This is a genomic window from Burkholderia sp. WP9, from assembly GCF_900104795.1.
Taxonomy (GTDB): Bacteria; Pseudomonadota; Gammaproteobacteria; order Burkholderiales; family Burkholderiaceae; genus Paraburkholderia.
Map to the genome: position 1 here is coordinate 17814 of NZ_FNTG01000001.1, position 16325 is coordinate 34138.

The following is a 16325-nucleotide window of genomic DNA, read 5'->3' on the forward strand; positions in this document are numbered from 1 at the left end:
CGCCGCTTTCTTGGGGATCAGCTGTCCGCACGGAATGGAATGCCCGTTCGGTTTTTGCTATTTCGCGAATCCCGAATGAGTCAGCGTGTCTGAATTCGGTTCAGGTGCGTGCGTCATCCTTAACGTTCGTTGACGAGAGGATCTGAATAATGGAACCCGCAACGCGACAACTGATTTACGTTTCGCGCGATCCGAGCGCGGAGCTGAATACTCGGTTTCATCAGCGCGGCTGGCACGTCGAAGTGGTGGGGTCGGCGCGCGACGTGCGCCGGGCGGTTCGCGCCGGAATGGCGGCGGGCGGCCTGCTCGATCTGTCTAGCGATTTTCAGCCACACGAAATCGCTGCCTTCGAATCGTGCCTGACCATGCCGAACGTCGGCTGGGTCGCGGCCACCATGCCGGGTCAACTGCAGGACGCCGCGTTGCGCCGGCTCGTACGCGACTATTGTTTCGACTATGTGACCGTGCCGTATTCGGGCGACAGGATCGTCGACTCGGTCGGTCATGCATACGGCATGATTTCCTTGGGCGAGCCGGCTTCCAACGACGCGTCGCAAGGCGCCGAAGGCGAAATGGTCGGCTCGTGCGACGCCATGCTCGCGCTGTTCCGCTCGATCCGCAAAGTGGCGATGACGGATGCGCCCGTGTTCATCTCGGGCGAATCGGGCACCGGCAAGGAACTGACCGCGGTCGCGATTCACGAGCGCTCGGCCCGGCGCAACGCGCCGTTCGTGCCGATTAACTGCGGCGCAATTCCGCCGCATCTGCTGCAATCCGAACTGTTCGGCTATGAGCGCGGCGCGTTCACCGGCGCCAATCAGCGCAAGATCGGCCGGGTGGAAGCGGCCAACGGCGGCACGCTCTTTCTCGACGAAATCGGCGATCTGCCGCTCGAAAGCCAGGCGAGCCTGCTGCGCTTTCTGCAGGAGCGCAAAGTGGAGCGGCTGGGCGGGCACGGCGCGGTGGACGTCGACGTGCGCATTATCTCGGCCACGCACGTGGATATGACGGCGGCGATGATCGAAGGCCGTTTCCGTTCCGACCTGTATCACCGCCTCTGCGTGCTGCAGATCGACGAACCTCCGCTTCGCGCGCGTGGTAAGGATATCGAACTGCTTGCCCGGCACATGCTGGAACGTTTCAAGAAAGATGCGAGCCGCCGCTTGCGCGGCTTCGCGCCGGACGCGATCGCGGCACTGCATAACTACGGCTGGCCGGGCAACGTGCGCGAGCTGATCAACCGGGTGCGGCGCGCCATCGTGATGTCCGAAGGCCGCGCGATCACGGCGCGCGATCTGGAGCTCGCCGAATATGTGGAGATCGTGCCGGTCTCGCTCGCGCAGGCGCGCGAAGCGGCCGAACGTCAGGCGATCGAGCTGGCTTTGTTGCGTCACCGCGGGCGTTTGGGCGATGCGGCTCAAGAACTCGGCATCTCGCGCGTCACGTTGTACCGGCTCTTGTGCTCGCATGGCATGCGGCATATGGAGGGCGAGCCGCTGGCTTCGCCGCACGGCGATTTGCCGGCTTCGGTGCCGCATCTATAAATCGTTCGACGGGCCGCGTGGTTTGCGCCGGCCATTAGAGCGGACTTCAGCGATTGATGCAGAGCGCATTAGCCGCGCTGTGCGTGGCGGCGCGCCGTCCGGCCGCGCCATCTCCGTTCATCTTTTCCCGAGATAATTTCGATGCCGCGCGCCCCGACCGGGCGCCGTCTGGCTGCGCTTGTTAAAATCGGGTTTTCCGCTCAATCCCCGTGGCGCCCGGATTTACCCGGCAGGCGCCGCGTCGAAGGAACCCGAATGAAACAATACCTCGACCTCGTCCGCACGATTCTCGACACCGGCACGTGGCAGGAGAACCGCACTGGCATCCGCACGATCAGCATGCCGGGCGCCATGTTGCGCTTCGACCTTCAGCAAGGCTTCCCCGCGGTCACCACGAAAAAGCTGGCGTTCAAATCGGCGGTGGGTGAACTGGTCGGGTTTCTGCGCGCCTCGCGCAGCGCCGCGGATTTCCGCGACCTCGGCTGCAAGGTGTGGGACGCGAACGCCAACCAGAATCCGCAGTGGCTCGCCAATCCCTATCGCGAAGGCCCGGACGATCTCGGCGACGTGTACGGCGTGCAGTGGCGCCAGTGGCCGGCCTACAAGGTGTTGAACGCAGACGCGAGCGCGCAGCTTGCCGACGCGACCGCGCGCGGCTTCCAGGTGGTGACCGAGTTCGAAGAAGATGGCAGCCGCAAAGTGTTGCTGTACAAAGCGATCGACCAGTTGCGCCAATGCCTCGACACGATCATGCAGAACCCGGCGGACCGGCGCATTCTGTTTCATGCGTGGAACCCCGCGGTGCTGGATCAGATCGCGCTGCCGGCTTGCCACCTGCTTTACCAGTTCGTGCCGAACGTGGTGCGCAAGGAAATTTCGCTGTGCCTTTATATCCGCAGCAATGACGTGGGCTTGGGGACGCCGTTCAATCTGACCGAAGGCGCGGCGTTGCTGCACCTGGTCGGTCGTCTGACGGGTTATACGCCGCGGTGGTTCACCTATTTCATCGGTGACGTGCATATCTTTGTGGAACCTAAATTAGTACCAACATACCACTGACATTGGCTTTCAGCCGAATTTGGCATGGCACTTTTTTGGAAAGTACCATTTCGCCTTCAAGACACTGCGCCGGCTTTTTACTTATCCACATTTAATCCACAGGCGCATGTACTCGGTCGCGGCTCCAAATGAACCCTCCTTTCTCTTCCACGTTGCACCCGGTCAAACGTGCGCTCCGTCTCGGTCGGCGTTCCAGCCCTAAATAAACAGTGGCGTAGCTGCGGGCTGGCGATTCGCTGTTCTTTCCCTTGTCGCCGGTTTTCGGAAAAAAGCGCTACATGAATAGTCCTAACACTCTAACGGGTTAGCCGTGACCCGACGAGCGTCTGGAATACCTGGAGAATGTCAACTTTCGTTCTTCCGCTACTGATTGATGCCAGAAAGGGGTCGTAGCGCACCGATACTTCTTCGCCACTACGAGGATTGAGCAGAACAAAGTCCTGCCACTCTTCGCCTTTACCTTCGACAGCGGCCGCGAAACTCAAGAGCCAGTAGATGGCAATTTGACGGTAGTCGGACGCTGAAAAGCGTTTGGCCGAGCACTTGACTTCAATGAGGGAGGGGCCAATTGCAAAGTCGCCTTGCCCGCTTCCAATCCACTCCAATCCTGGGATGGCTGGACGCAAAACGACCGGCTGGTTCTGCTGGTGGCTCTTCGTCCTGAGCCTGGTCGAAAGATTCTGCGCGACGATTTCAGCGAGCGTTCGGTCAGCCGGTTCGATTTTGTCCGGAAGCACGGCGTCGAAGAATGCTCCCTGCCGCTGCAGTGTCGCCTCAATGCACTCGGCCCAGTCATATGCGGTACCTGTCATGATGCGTTCTGCAAGCGTATATCCAAGCTCGAACAGAATGGCGCGCTGTAGCCTGGACTGAGAAAGCAATGCTGGGGGCAGCTCTTGAACATTGAATTTGCTGGCTCGCGAATTGAAGTGCGCGACGATTCCCGGTGTCAACTGCGGAAATACCTCATCAAGGATGCCGGGGATTTCGCGAGCGACGGAGCGCGGGTCAATCTGCATCTTTGACTTCCTTCGCCCATTTTTCATAGACGGTTGCGAACCGGGGTTCAGCGCCTCGCGGATGCTTTTTGAGCTTTTCCTTATCCTTCTCTTCGTCTAACGGTACTTCAACGCCCAGAGCCCACGCTTGAGTGATGGCGTGGCGAAACTGTCGCTGCGTGGCATCGCCTTCGTCAGCAAACTTGAAGGCGGCGAGCCAGAAGAGACGTTGGCACTCGGGCGTCATCTGATGCCAGCGATTTCGGAGGTAGTTGAATCCGGTCCTGTCGCCCCAGTTACGCCAACAGTCTAGGCAAGCGCGTCGGACGGTATCCAGCTGAGTTGAGTCGTAGAGCCGGCGAACGTAGAGAGCGCGTTCCGTTGTGCTACGGAATCTCAGGCACCGCATGTAATGGAGAAGGCTCGTGTCAACTTCGAGAAGATGACTCGAGTGATTTGGCACCGCGTCGAGCAGCGAATCGATACGCTCGTGGATGGACACGAAGCGTGGGTCAGCGTGTAGATGGGCGATGCCACGCATAATGGTCGAGAAGGATGCGCGAAAAGCATGCAGATTCTTGCTGGCCAGCAGCGTTGAAGCGATTTCCAGTGCGATGTCTGGGTCGTGCAGTCGCATCGTACGACCAATCTGGGCCACCAGGAAGGTGTCGGGCAACGCCTTTTCAAGTTCCCGGTTCAGCAGGCTCCGAATCGCAAGCGTCTCGACAGTCTCCTTCAGCGATTCATAGTCGTCGTCTGGCGTGTCAGAGTATGGGTCGAACTTGAGGTCGATGGTTCGGAGTTTGATTGCCTCGTCATCACCTGCGCCTAACTGGGAATTGACGTAGTCTCGATAGTGTTTTGAGGACAGAAACACGGACTTGGATTTGTTCAGGCTGAGGCCATAATCCATCAAACTCTGTGCCAGCACGCCAAGGGCGCGGTAAGCCTCGGCTGTATTCGCAGCAATCAAGACGTAGTCGTCGACGTAACGGTGCCAAGTGACGCCGGCAGCTGTGATAGCGTTGTCGACTTGGTTGAGGAAGAGTTCCGCAAGAATGCGCGCACCTTGGCCGCCCACAGGAAGTCCAAAGGACCTGCCGGCGAACAGCTTACCCAACAAGGCGTTGATTTGCTTCGAGACCTGCTTGCTATCTCCGCCAAGGTCGTTGATGAAATTCTCGATGTAGTGGTGAGAGACGTGCTCGTAAAAGCTGGAGATATCAGTCTGAACGACGATGGCATCTGTGCCAGCGGCGTCAGCGCTACGGACAGTCTCCTCCTTGAATGCGCGCCACGACCGAGCCGGGTCAAACAACTGCACTCCGGCACCGGGAAGAAACCGGTAAGAGTGGACGGTGGCTTTCCGCTGTGGTTCTATCGCCTCGGCAATTGCGATGGCCAGACCGTTAAGGTAAACGTTCCAGAAATGATGAATCTTTGTGACCACGCGGAAGCCAGCAGGACCAGAGGGGGCGATAAGTCGCTCGCTGTAGATGCGCATGCAAGCGATGCGCTCATGGTTGTCCTTAGGCGGCCCATCGCGTAGTTCTCCGTAAAAGCCGAAGGCGATGGTAGCGAGGTCCTTCGCACGGTCGCCGCAAAATTTCACGTCCAAGTCAAACGGAAGCGTGTCGTTGTCACCGTGTGCAGCAACTTCGCGCGCGGCGCGCTCGAAATGGTCGAGTGCGGGCTTCAGCAAGCAAGTCTCCCGTTTTCGATATACATCGAAGTAAACATCTAGTGCGACTGCCACGTATCTCTGCTCTGCTCGAAGCCAGAGTAGCAGGACCATCCGTGACCGGAAATGTCGAGATGCGCATGAGGCGGCACAATGAGTCTGTTACATGCTCGCCCGCGTTCCACGTACCCGGTATCGCACTGTCAGCCGTATCCGGTCGGTTCATAGTGTGCGTTGACTGGCACATTCGCCGTCGACGGAGAGGTGCCGTCGGTCGCGGAGACGGTACATCCGAGACGGCTAACTCTGGGCGGACAGGCGCTACGACGCACGGGCGGAGGCTGCACTACCGAGAACATAGAAGCGGTTTCCGTTGAAGGACTGGCTGCAGTCGGTGATGGCCCGCTACGTAAAATATTCTCCCGCCTTCTTTGCACAGGCCAACTTCGCCACCTCACGCTCACGGTGGCGACCAAGTGAACGATGAGTCGAGCTAGACCACTGCTCCACCTTCGACATTGCGCTTTCGGAAGCTGCTATTTGTTGCTGCCTGCGCGTTGTCTCTTCCATATGCGCTCGGTCGCGATAGACGGCATATCGACCGATGGACAAACCGATGAAGCATACGGGCAAGCCAATGAGCGCGGTGCTCTACACATTGAGAGAATACGCTCGGTTGAAAATGCACTTGCTTTCAGCTCGCCATGGTTCTCACGGCAGCTCGCCGGCCGTGGCAAATAGGTCCATTTGCCCCCGGGCCGCATCAAGCTGTCTTTGCAGTTTCTCCCATTGCTTCGCAATCAAGTCATCGGGGTCTTGCGGGTTGCGTGCAAGCTGCAGCCCGGCCTCGAGGTCCTCCCGTGTGAACACCACGACACCCATGGAATTTGCTGCTGTAATGTCTGCGATTGCTTCCAATGGCCTCGGCGATACGATGACTGGGAGTACGCGTGCCGGATTGTGGCCAGCGCCCTGCAGCGAACGGCGCACCGAAGCGGCGCGGTCGACCAATTTTCCAAGCTTCCCATCTTTGTTTATTTGCCCGATGGTGCACTCCACCAAGACGAGCTCGCCTTTGGGTGTCGTCGCCACGAGGTCGGGCCCGTTTTCGAGGGGCTTGCCGGCGAGAGCTTCGACTGAAAATCCAAGCATAAACAATAAGGCCGCGACGCCGGTCTCGAAATCCCTTGAATGTTTTTGGTGGTGGTCCTCATCTAAAAGATACCGCTGCAAAACCTGGAGCTCCGCGTCGAATGTCGCATGCAAAGCATAGCGAAGGTTCGGCATCTTCTCCGGGTCGCCTATCCACCCAATGCATTGCGGTGCACCGTCATATGCAGCAAAGCATCGAATCGCGCTTCCTTCGGGAACGTCAATATATATGGTTCCGATGTTAAAACCACGCTCGTCGACCTGCCACTGAAGTTGGTCGCCACTGTATTGAACGCGCGTTGGCTCTGCGCCCCTGTTGAAGATAGCGAGACCAAGACTAGCTTTCGATTCATCGAGATTTGGCGACAGAACCAGCGCCGGATTTGCAGCAGTGCCGGTGACCCGACGACCGAAATCAACCTGCACACAGTTTGCGGCGGTGATTTCCAGAAGGGAAATGTCTCGCCGTAAAGGGATGTCATTTACCGCGATGGCCATTTCGTCAAGTGAGGCAAAGGGCGTGGCGCACGAACGTACTTCGGTGAAATAGGGCAGCTCGTCTTGACCGAGAGGCCGTGCTGAGCCCGATAGCGCCAAAGCTATCGTTCGTGCTTCACCGTCACGAAGACCTGTCTTCCACAGTTGGAGGAAGGTCGCCAGAGTTCCGTCAGCATCGAGCAATAACCTCAGTCGGCCGAAAGGGGTCTCCAAGCCAGCGTCGGCAAAGTCGCGGACCGCCTGTTCGACCGTTAGATTCGCCATGTCCAGTCTGAACCGGCCTGCGAGGAGAGAGGTCGTTTCGAAACGAAGGTCGCTCCGCGCAATGGGGCCGTTCGGGAGAACCAGATGGGCATGTACGACTTCCAGACTATCCTCGCGTTTTACAGCAACGAACGATAAGGTCGCAGCACCGTAAGCGTCTCCCCACGGCGAAATTGTCCGCAAAAACGTGTCGACGTTTTCAGCATTGTGAGGGGCAGGCATCGTTGTTCTAGTGCAGAGGTGAATGTTGTGGCGATTTCTGTCGTTAAAACCGCATCTGCTGTCACGTGACGGTGCTGGCGCGCGTGTTGGTCTCGGCCAATTACGCAAAAAATCAAAGCGGAAGTGGCTCCAGCTAATGATTACCTATTCAATAGCCGTGACAGGTCAACCTGCAGTGTGCCAGAAAGAAAGTCTACGCGGACGATGACGCTATCTGCATCTATCGCCGCCTACGGGGACTGCAGCTGTCGACGTCCGGCCATTTTGACATAGGACATCCTCAAGGGCGCATCCTGAATTTACGGCCACTTTCATATCGCCGAACTTGCGTGGCTTGCGTTCGATTCTCCGCCAAAAACTTCCCAGACACGGTTTTCTGGGAGACCGCCAGACTGGCCTTCCCGCTGCCAATCGCTAGGTCAACGCCGAGTTTGTTTCTCGGGGGGTTGAAGCAGTCGGGTAAGCGTGGCGTCGAGCGCGGCACCCAGGTCTTGCAAATCCACCAACAGTGGGTTCGCCACCCGATTCTCCAGCCTTCCGACATACGTTCGAAAGTGCCCCGCCGCCTCAGATAAGGCCTCTTGGCTGAGCTTCTTTTTTTTGCGAAGAGCCTTTACGTTGGCAATGACGCGTTCGAGAGGTTCCAGCTTCTCGGGCAGTTGCTTTTCTTCCTCCCGGTCAAGCAGGAAGTCAAGCACGTCGACCTCCAATACGTTTGCAAGCTGAACCAGTGTCGTCAGACGCACGTTGGCGTGGCGCTTCTGCTCGAGAGCGGTGACATTAGCTCTGGAGACGGACGCCTTCGCCGCGAGCCCGTCTTGCGAAATACCTACGCGTTTTCGTATCTTTTTAAGTCTCTCGGACAGACCGAGCGCGACCGCTTCGTCGAGTGTTGGCATGCCCGAACTTTGGCGTGCATTGTCTTTGTTTTCTACTATATGAAAAAAGCACGCTTTAAAAAAATACGCTTGAAACTAGCACTCCGTAAACTATACAATAGCCACACACGGTCGCGTCTCTATCGGTGGGGCCAGCAATCGCATCCGAGCGGAAGTGAAATTGATTTCACCTTGGGCGGCCCTTCGGGGCCGAATTGATAACTCGCGTCGGTCGCTGGGTGCGAGCTGAACCGGTATGCCTCGTCCCGGCTTGGGTCGCGCGGAATTGCCGTCCGTCGAATTGAAAAGCTTGCTGCTGTCGGACGTGCGCAGCGTGATAGGCAGGTACATGCTGGAGCGAATATGGTGTTCGTCTTTTTTTGCGTGAGCGGCGTCTTGGGTCCAATGCAAAAGCATCCGTCGCTGACAACACGTGAAGGCGAGCCCGAGGCCAGCCGCTCGCTCGGTGCGGATATGGCGCTGCTCGCAGGAGCGCTAGGCGCTCACCCGGGCGCTGTTGTGGTCATTGGTAACGACTGGCCGTTCTACTACGACGTTCCCACTTTGCGGGCGGCTTGTGGCGAGTCCGGGCGACACATTGTGAATGTGGTCCGGACACTTGGTGACACTAAGGAGTTGGCCTTACTTGATTTCATGTCCGGTCGCGCGGAGCCTTTCGTTGTTATTGCTTCACCGGATTTTGAATTTACAGAGCTGACTGCTTCGAGGCGCATCGATGTGAACCGGCAACACGGGTTCGATGACGAAGCACGCGCTCGTCTTATCGAACATCTGCATACGCTCGGAGAGCATGCGTCGAACCCGCTTTCTGACGACGACATGCTGCGTGCCACTGTTGGTTCGCGAGACCTGCAACGCGCGCAGAAATACATTTCACCCATTCGTGCAGGCGAGGATGTGTCGTTTCAGCGCAAGCTGCGCTTTCTCCTCGGCTCGGGGGTAACGCGGTGAGAATGCAGATAGCGACCGATTTGCACCACGAACTCGCCGGCCCGGGTAGTCCGATATCGCAGCTGCTCGCGCATGCGGACAGTAGCGTGGACGTCCTGATAACTTTCGTGATGTATGGGTCTTTCACGAAGAGCTCGACCTGTAAGCCACCGAACTCAACTCCTCAGCCGGAGACGATTAATGTCACTTTACCTGCATCAGCCGCCGAACGAGGATGACGATGTTGTTCGCCTAGAGTCTTGGTCAATCAGAGAGTTCGACGGTGGTGGAAGACATTTCGTTGGGTACTCACTCGAAACGCACGATGGGCGAGTGAGTACCGCAATCACAGAGCTGGACGCCGAAGCCAGAACCGCACGGACTGCCAGCGGACGCAGGTATGAGTTAGTTGGTGGAAGTGGGTACAACAGCGACGCGGAGTATGTGTTTAACAGAGTTAAGGAAATCATCGGAAACGGCCAGCCCTGGAAAGACATAAGCGAACAACTCATCCCTGGTAGCCGTCGACCGAGACAGCGCATAGTCTGGCCCGAAGATGAGCAGTAAGCTGGCTGCCCCTCAAATTTGTAAGCAGAGGGCCTGTCACACGAGGAGGCCGGAATGGAGCGCGCCGACAGGGGGCGACAGATTTTATGGTCAGCCCGAGCTTATGCAGGGGAGTACTTAGGAGAGTGTGAGGCGCTTCCCTTGGTCAGCTCTACGAGCGGGGAAGCCGAGTTGCGAAACGTTCGACGATTGTTGTCTTCGCCGGCCGCTTGTCATTTTGCTGCGATGCTCATTAACCTCAGCGAAAGGGCGCGCTATAACTATCCGCTAGAGCCTAAGGCAATCCCTTGTCACCTGATGACCGTATTTGTTGAGCGCGTTGAGAACCGTTCTACGGACGTTAAAGTTCTGGTCGCGCGGCTCGATGTTGTGCTGGATGGATGTTGCGCCTTCGCGAGCATAACAGCGGAAAGAGAGCCTCGGATTGATGTCCCCGCCGTAGCATATGGTGATGAGGACGGTGTCTGGGACATCGTTCTCAAAGTCCTTCGTGCGATTTTTTCGACGCACACAGGTCCTTGATTGATAATTTCATACGCGCAATTCCGAAGCAAGATGCGAATCCTGTTCACGCATGGGCGAACGGAATGCGGCTAACAAGGGGAAGCGAATGACGATGCCGGATGAGAGAGCTCGCGCATTAATCCGTGCGCGTGAGCTACTGACAGAGTTAGCTCAGTCGCGTGAACCTGTCGTCGGGCAGGCAGCGAGAGAAAGGGCCAATGACGTGCCGCGCCATTACCCGGACGATGGCATGCTGGCGGCCATCGCCAAGGACACGATTTGGCTCGACTGGCCCAGACGGATATAGAAATGCCCAAAATATCCTTCCGGGACAAAATTGAGCGACAAGCAATGGCTGCAAGGCGCGAGATGCTGCGGACTGGGGAGTTGATATCTGACGGCGAATTCCGCGAGCGTTTGCATGTCGGCGACCGCCTGTTCGCTCGCATGACGTCAAAGGGAGACATATTCTCTATCGAAGTCGATGGCGTGACGTGCTTTCCGGCATTTCTTGCGGCGCAAGAGCTTGACCTCAAGCGTCTGCATTCAATCTGCCGCTTGCTAGTGCCGGCGCCACCATCCTGCAGGCTCGGATATCTGTCGTCAAGGCACGCTAACATCGGAGGCATTTCGCCCATCGAAGCGCTTCGCGATGAGAGTCAATACCGGTTGCTACGCCGGATGGCGGCCGCGTACGCAGCTGAATGGTCGCGAACTGTTGTCACGATTTACGTGGGCCGTTACGAGGGGAAGCCGAGTGGTACGGAGCCCACATTGACGGCGGCGGATGAAGTAGACCCGAGAGTGAACCTCTGGACGCGGGCGGCGGGAGCCCTACGGTCGGGCGGATACATCCATCCGTGCGGGCCATATCCGCGTGCACCTGTGGCTACTGTATTCATCGCCCGGCATCCCGCCGGGCAAGCACCGGCCACCTCTGAGGCCCGTATCGACGTGAGCGTTGTGGATAATATCGCGAGTGCGGTCATCGTTAGCCACGAAACGCCGGCCTACGAGCTAGGCTCAATCCAAGTCGCGGATGAAGACAGCATCGTCGACGTCGTACTTCGCGTCGTCGTAACTGCCAGAGAGAGCGAGTCTAAAGGCGCGATAAAGTAGTTTCGGTGGGAAATAGATAAGCAAGTGAATACGGACACAGACCGGGCCAGCCGATGCAATCGCGAGAGACTCACCACTCGACCAAAGGGAAATCCAGTGAAGGTGCGGAAGCTGAAGCACATGCGGGCTGCCATCACCGCTGGCCCCGGGCGCTTGAATATCGACGAGGCCGCGCGCTTATTGCACGTGTCGCGGGAATGTTTCGACAGGCTGGTCCGGTCAGTCGAGCTGTCAGCAATTCGACATGCTCCAAGCGGCGGTCGTCGTTGGTTCTCAATGGCGCAACTGCTGGCCTACAAAAGGCGGTGCAAAATCCAGCAGAGGAGCGGATTAACCCGGATGATGAAGGCGACTGAGCGCCTGGGACTTTATGACGCGGAGCTCAAGGGGTTGCCGCGCCGCTGACGTGACGCGTGTTTGCCCCAATTGGCCGTGAAAAACTCGGTATAGAGGTTGATACGGCCAATTCCATGAAATCAATGAATTATGCGGCGTCTGCAGTAGTCATCGGGATGTGGTTCCTATCGTGCCTTCGCACATGGGCGTTGACTTTTATTGGCGGAGTCACATCGTCAAATGATGGTGGTCGCAAAAAGTTATCCACCACGCTGGGCGGATATGTCTCCTTAAAGGAGGGCAATCCGAACACGGAACGAGGCGCCGGCGGGGTGCTATTGAGCTGCTGCTTGCAACGACGCTATGCGGCGCATATCCCGCACGCCGAATTCATTTACTTTGAGCCCTTTTTAATCTTGGGCCATATTCTCACGAGCACAACAAGACATCCGCGAGGTCATCCAGCGACAATGACGTGGTGCTATGGTGTCCGCGAGGGCGTTGCCACTGACATCTGAAGAACGCAGATAGCTCTCCACTAGCCGAGCGTATGTATCGGCAACTGTGGTCGATTGATTCCCCTCTTGCTGGTTGCATTATGAGCGGCGACCTTGCGTAGTCGCCAGCCTGTTCGATGGCTCCGTCGACGTCGGCGCGCTTCGCACAGAGCGGCGACAACGAGCTGTTAGTCCACGGTTGTACCGGGGCGGTACTATCGAGAACAATTCGGCACAAGCCATCGCTATACGCTCATCCCCCATGTGCGCCTCCGTTGTACTTGTTGTAGATGTCGCGGAGTAATCCGGGCACCTTGCGCTCATAGACTTCACATATAGAGTCGGCCTGCTCGTGAGCGCCCGCCAGATAAAGTTGCTCGACGCATTTCGTTATATCGACCGGGTCATATGTGGGTACGAACGACTGGAGGGTGGCGTTGAAAATCTGCCCAATTCCTTCAGGGTGGGTCGTTACAAGTCGGGCGAAGTTTGACACTAGCACGGAACCATTGTGTGAAACATCCGCATACGGCGCGCACTGCATCCACAGCGTCGTTGTCGACGTGTTTAGCGCATCGATAAATGCCGAAAGAAAGTTGAGTTTGGAGAGGAGTTCTCTGTGTTGCTCCTCATGACCTGCAATTCTCTCTGAAAGATATGCCCAGAATGCAATGATTCTCGGCGTTTGCTCGCCAACAATGCTTCCGCGCAAAGTCCATAGGAACCACACGATTTGGCCCACGTTGCTATCAGATAAGTCCGCGAGCACTTGACAAATCGAACTCCTCACATCGGCAAGCTCCTCGAGTCCAGAAAGATAGGCGAAGGTGATGTATTGACTCGCTCTTTCGCGTGTTTGCCGATATGGCATGCTCTTGGCAGCCAATTGCGCGAGGACGCCAGAAGACCGAAGCGCTAAATAAAGGGGGGGTGAATAGAATGGCACGCCAGCGAACCCATGGGCTGCACTTTTCCAAAGCTCGTCATCATCAAGCAGGAATATGTTGAGTATGTTGGCGAGGGTCCATTCCTCGTTTAGGTACAAAAGCTGCAACAGATGTCTGGCCGCCAAAGCGTGGAACTCATGGTCCCGTCTTTCTCTGGAATTCTGGAGCAGTTGGTTCCATGGAACCTGTATGCACTGCCACGCGCGCTTCTTGTCACCGCCGGTTCGGTCCTCGTTGCGGTCAACGTGCAGTGCGTAAGCCAGCAATGTCCAAATGGCACGTCCGTGGACCGTGTTAAGCGCCGTATCCATCGGAGCATCGAGCGAAAACGTTTGTGACGGAGCCGAGCGTGTGGACAAGGTAGCGACGGCCAGTCCGATGTCCTCCAAGACGTCGCTCCGGAATTGATATTCGCGTCGTTCGAGAGCCACTCTTAACATGTCGAGCATTGAGTTGAGCAAGCGGTGCACGTCGAAACTACCGTCTGATGCGGATTCGGCCGTGTACTTTACCCAGATTTGCTCGCACTCGGAAATGCTGACGCAGAACCTCGCTACTTGCTGCCATGAAAGGTCGAGGCCATCGATGACTCGTGCGAACATGCCTGCGAAGAGGGCCTCCTGATAAACCCAGCGGAGGTCGTTAAACCGGTGCAACTCGTCAATGAACTTTTCGGGGACGCGTTTGACTACCTCTTTCAAGACGCGCGCCAGACCCGCGTCGCTATCTTCGTCCCAGCGGCCCGAGGGAACGAAGTCCTTCAAATGCTGGTATATCTCCGCCGTCTCCATTGCAACCATCTCTTCGAACGATATCGGACTGGCTTCAGAGAAAACGCTGACGTCACGGGACGCATAGGGGAGCTCTGGACGCCCTTCGACAGGTCCATACTGTTGCACAAGCGCGTCGAATGCTTTGTCTATATTCTCGAAGCCTTGATTCGCGAGGGAAGACAACCAGTCGCGCCGGAGATTTCCGTTGTAGTAGTCAGCTTTGCTCTGGTCGCTCCACTCACCGGACAAATTCATGATGAGATGGAAGACTCTTGTCTGCTCGGCCACGGAGAACTGAAGAAAGTTGTTTTTTAGAAGAAGGTAGAGTTCATGTTGGTGTTCAATGACAAACCAGGAAGAGTCGAGTGTTTCCCAGAACGCTTCCCTTACCGCCGGATAGTGCGCGGAAGTTGCATTAAGTGCTACGCGCTTCAAAGTAGCAAATTCTGACGTTAGCAGCGAGCGGATGTAGGGGATAGCTTCGCCGGGAGCGGCTGAGCAGCAGACGTCAAGCACATCGCGTAATCCGTTTATCAAAGAATCCCTGGCGTTCGCGAGTTCGTATTGCGTTGCCCCAGTTTCTATCGTGTTTCGCCAGATATACCCATACCTGTCGTCCTCCGGGCTTTTAAGGGCATCAGTCAAGCGTTGGACCAAGTTTGGGATGCAAGCCGTACCGCATTTTTTTGCAACATCTCTGGCGCGTGCGGTCATCATCTCGGACAACCAGTGGTCAGTTATCACTGACGTTGCTTCGCCAAATCTATTACCGTCGGAATCTGCTTCGATACCCTTTACCCGGCACAGGACATTGAATAACGCGTTGACTTTCTCGGGGGCATCAGCTGAATCATCCTCTAAAAGCCGGGGCAACAGATGGATAGCCAGTTCGTAGCCAAAGAGGGACGAGTCAAATCGGCTTTCGAACCATCGACTGGTTAGTTCCAGTAGCTGCGTAGGCACCAAAGTCGGTGGCAGCGCAGTCAGGCATTTTGCGAAGAACCACCACGTCCGGTCATTGTCTGGGGCATCGAGCTCGCTGACCTGTTTGATGATGTTGGTGATTTCAGTCGCTATGCGGTCGTCAGTACCGACTGAGCACTCTCCTGATACACGCTCAAGATATGGAAGGCAGGACCAAAGCGGTATCAAAACAAGATGCGCCTCTCGTTCGGAGGGTTTCGGTGCAGGATTCTGGTTTGCGGCGAAAAAGCCCGCAGCAAGAAAGGCGTCAAACCATTCCTTGCCTTTGACCCGAGCGAAAAAGTATCCGGCGAGGTCTTCGTCGTTCGCGATAAGCTCGAGGGCGGCCTTTCGCCAAGGTTCCGACGTTGATTTCGCGAGTGCCTGGTCTATCAGCTCCTGCTTCTGTACGAAGTGCGGAGGGCGAACATCCACCTGTCCTGACCATGACTCGATGACGCTAACGAGCTCGCTATAGCCACTCTTGTCAATACAGAATGGAAGGAGATTTATCCCGCACTGGTTACGAAAATAGCGTTGCAGGTAAAAAATCTGGACTTTTTCAGAACTCAGGTACGGGAAAAGGAGATAGTGCCGTACATCACTGGGCGTCGGGTTCGCCCTAACTATGTAATCCAATACCTCCATGTCGGACATGCTGTAGCCGAGGAACAGCACGGTCTTTCGGCTGAACAGTTCACGCAGGAAGGCATCAACGTACCCATCGGCGTAGTGCTGAATGTAATCACTCAGCGAGATGACCATTCCGTGTGGGTCGGCCCAGCTGCCGTGCAGATGCAACACGGTCCCTGGCTCATCTAGCCGCGCGATATTGAGGTCGTTACGATGATGAAATACCTTGCGTGCGCTTACTGCTGGGTCGTGGGCCGGTAAAGTGTTATCTTTGGGAGTCGCAGTGATTGGAGCGGCCGGCGTTTCATCGAGCCAACGGTCATAGTTCGTTGTGACAAAGACAGCACCGATGTTTGCCAGAAGCTGATATAGGCGTACACCCTCGTCACGTGGCGAACCCGGCGGATGGAGAATCCGGTCGAAGTCGATATCCGTCTCGGCACCAAGCCATATCTCCTTGGCGACCGACGCTTTGCGACGGGCATCAGATATGTTTTTCAATTGCTGCGAGGCGGAGTAGTCCAGTCCCACCTGCTTGGCCAGCTGGTCAATCATTCCGTGAGCGAACTCTTGCCACGACGGACTGCCGCACAACATTGACGCGCCTGCGCCCACAAATATTACCAACTCTCCCTTCCTCGCCGCTTCCTTTATCGACGTTGGTGCTTTATACGGGTCTTCAAAGGCAGTTATTTGGTCCATATTTACAGAATGCCTTCCGCAGTGTGATGCCACAGTA

Annotated in this window: 10 protein-coding genes and 1 pseudogene; 6 read left to right on the forward strand and 5 right to left on the reverse strand. The window is 56.6% G+C overall.

The annotated features are described in order from the left end of the window. Positions 1-149 precede the first annotated feature (149 nt). Both BLW71_RS00105 and BLW71_RS00110 read left to right on the forward strand, forming a co-directional pair. The gene (locus BLW71_RS00105; protein ID WP_091792499.1) at positions 150-1544 is read left to right on the forward strand and encodes a sigma-54 dependent transcriptional regulator; all 1395 of its coding nucleotides are present in this window, start codon (positions 150-152) and stop codon (positions 1542-1544) included. A 255-nt stretch (positions 1545-1799) separates the two neighbouring features. Then, positions 1800-2570 (forward strand): annotated as a pseudogene (locus BLW71_RS00110) (thymidylate synthase); the annotation flags it as partial. 329 nt (positions 2571-2899) lie between these two features. On the opposite strand, the gene BLW71_RS00115 reads toward BLW71_RS00110, so the two are convergent. From BLW71_RS00115 to BLW71_RS00130, 4 genes are all read right to left on the reverse strand, one after another. Next, entirely contained in the window at positions 2900-3622 is a 723-nt protein-coding gene (locus BLW71_RS00115) for a hypothetical protein (RefSeq protein WP_091792500.1), read from the reverse strand. Further along, entirely contained in the window at positions 3612-5303 is a 1692-nt protein-coding gene (locus BLW71_RS00120; RefSeq protein ID WP_091800172.1) for an RNA-directed DNA polymerase, read from the reverse strand. Before BLW71_RS00120 ends, BLW71_RS00115 begins: the two co-directional genes overlap by 11 nt. Positions 5304-5993: 690 nt before the next feature. Beyond that, entirely contained in the window at positions 5994-7418 is a 1425-nt protein-coding gene (locus tag BLW71_RS00125) for a hypothetical protein (protein WP_091792501.1), read from the reverse strand. Positions 7419-7837: 419 nt separating this feature from the next. Continuing rightward, positions 7838-8317: a helix-turn-helix domain-containing protein gene (locus BLW71_RS00130; protein ID WP_091792502.1), complete on the reverse strand. Its 480-nt coding sequence runs from the start codon at positions 8315-8317 to the stop codon at positions 7838-7840. A gap of 342 nt (positions 8318-8659) precedes the next feature. Between BLW71_RS00130 and BLW71_RS00135 the strand changes: the two genes are divergently transcribed. The 4 genes from BLW71_RS00135 (at position 8660) to BLW71_RS00160 (ending at position 11842) form a co-directional block, all read left to right on the forward strand. Continuing rightward, positions 8660-9268: a hypothetical protein gene (locus BLW71_RS00135; RefSeq protein ID WP_177204931.1), complete on the forward strand. Its 609-nt coding sequence runs from the start codon at positions 8660-8662 to the stop codon at positions 9266-9268. Positions 9269-10430: 1162 nt separating this feature from the next. Continuing rightward, positions 10431-10625, forward strand: coding sequence for a BPSL0761 family protein (locus BLW71_RS42735; RefSeq protein WP_353615886.1), 195 nt, complete (start codon positions 10431-10433; stop codon positions 10623-10625). A 2-nt stretch (positions 10626-10627) separates the two neighbouring features. Beyond that, on the forward strand, positions 10628-11437 hold the full coding sequence (locus tag BLW71_RS00155) for a hypothetical protein (protein ID WP_091792506.1): 810 nt from the start codon (positions 10628-10630) through the stop codon (positions 11435-11437). A gap of 96 nt (positions 11438-11533) precedes the next feature. Next, entirely contained in the window at positions 11534-11842 is a 309-nt protein-coding gene (locus BLW71_RS00160) for a helix-turn-helix domain-containing protein (RefSeq protein WP_091792507.1), read from the forward strand. Between the two features lie 681 nt (positions 11843-12523). On the opposite strand, the gene BLW71_RS00165 is transcribed toward BLW71_RS00160, so the two are convergent. Next, entirely contained in the window at positions 12524-16288 is a 3765-nt protein-coding gene (locus BLW71_RS00165) for an SIR2 family protein (protein ID WP_091792508.1), read from the reverse strand. Between the last annotated feature and the right edge of the window lie 37 nt (positions 16289-16325).

What these genes read in the sequence shown, in the direction of transcription:
- BLW71_RS00125 (WP_091792501.1), bottom strand. Translation starts at nt 7,418, where the DNA reads ATGCCTGCCCCTCACAATGCTGAAAACGTCGACACGTTTTTGCGGACA.
- BLW71_RS00165 (WP_091792508.1), bottom strand. Translation starts at nt 16,288, where the DNA reads ATGGACCAAATAACTGCCTTTGAAGACCCGTATAAAGCACCAACGTCG.
- BLW71_RS00130 (WP_091792502.1), bottom strand. Translation starts at nt 8,317, where the DNA reads ATGCCAACACTCGACGAAGCGGTCGCGCTCGGTCTGTCCGAGAGACTT.
- BLW71_RS42735 (WP_353615886.1), top strand. Translation starts at nt 10,431, where the DNA reads ATGCCGGATGAGAGAGCTCGCGCATTAATCCGTGCGCGTGAGCTACTG.
- BLW71_RS00135 (WP_177204931.1), top strand. Translation starts at nt 8,660, where the DNA reads ATGGTGTTCGTCTTTTTTTGCGTGAGCGGCGTCTTGGGTCCAATGCAA.
- BLW71_RS00115 (WP_091792500.1), bottom strand. Translation starts at nt 3,622, where the DNA reads ATGCAGATTGACCCGCGCTCCGTCGCTCGCGAAATCCCCGGCATCCTT.
- BLW71_RS00105 (WP_091792499.1), top strand. Translation starts at nt 150, where the DNA reads ATGGAACCCGCAACGCGACAACTGATTTACGTTTCGCGCGATCCGAGC.
- BLW71_RS00155 (WP_091792506.1), top strand. Translation starts at nt 10,628, where the DNA reads ATGCCCAAAATATCCTTCCGGGACAAAATTGAGCGACAAGCAATGGCT.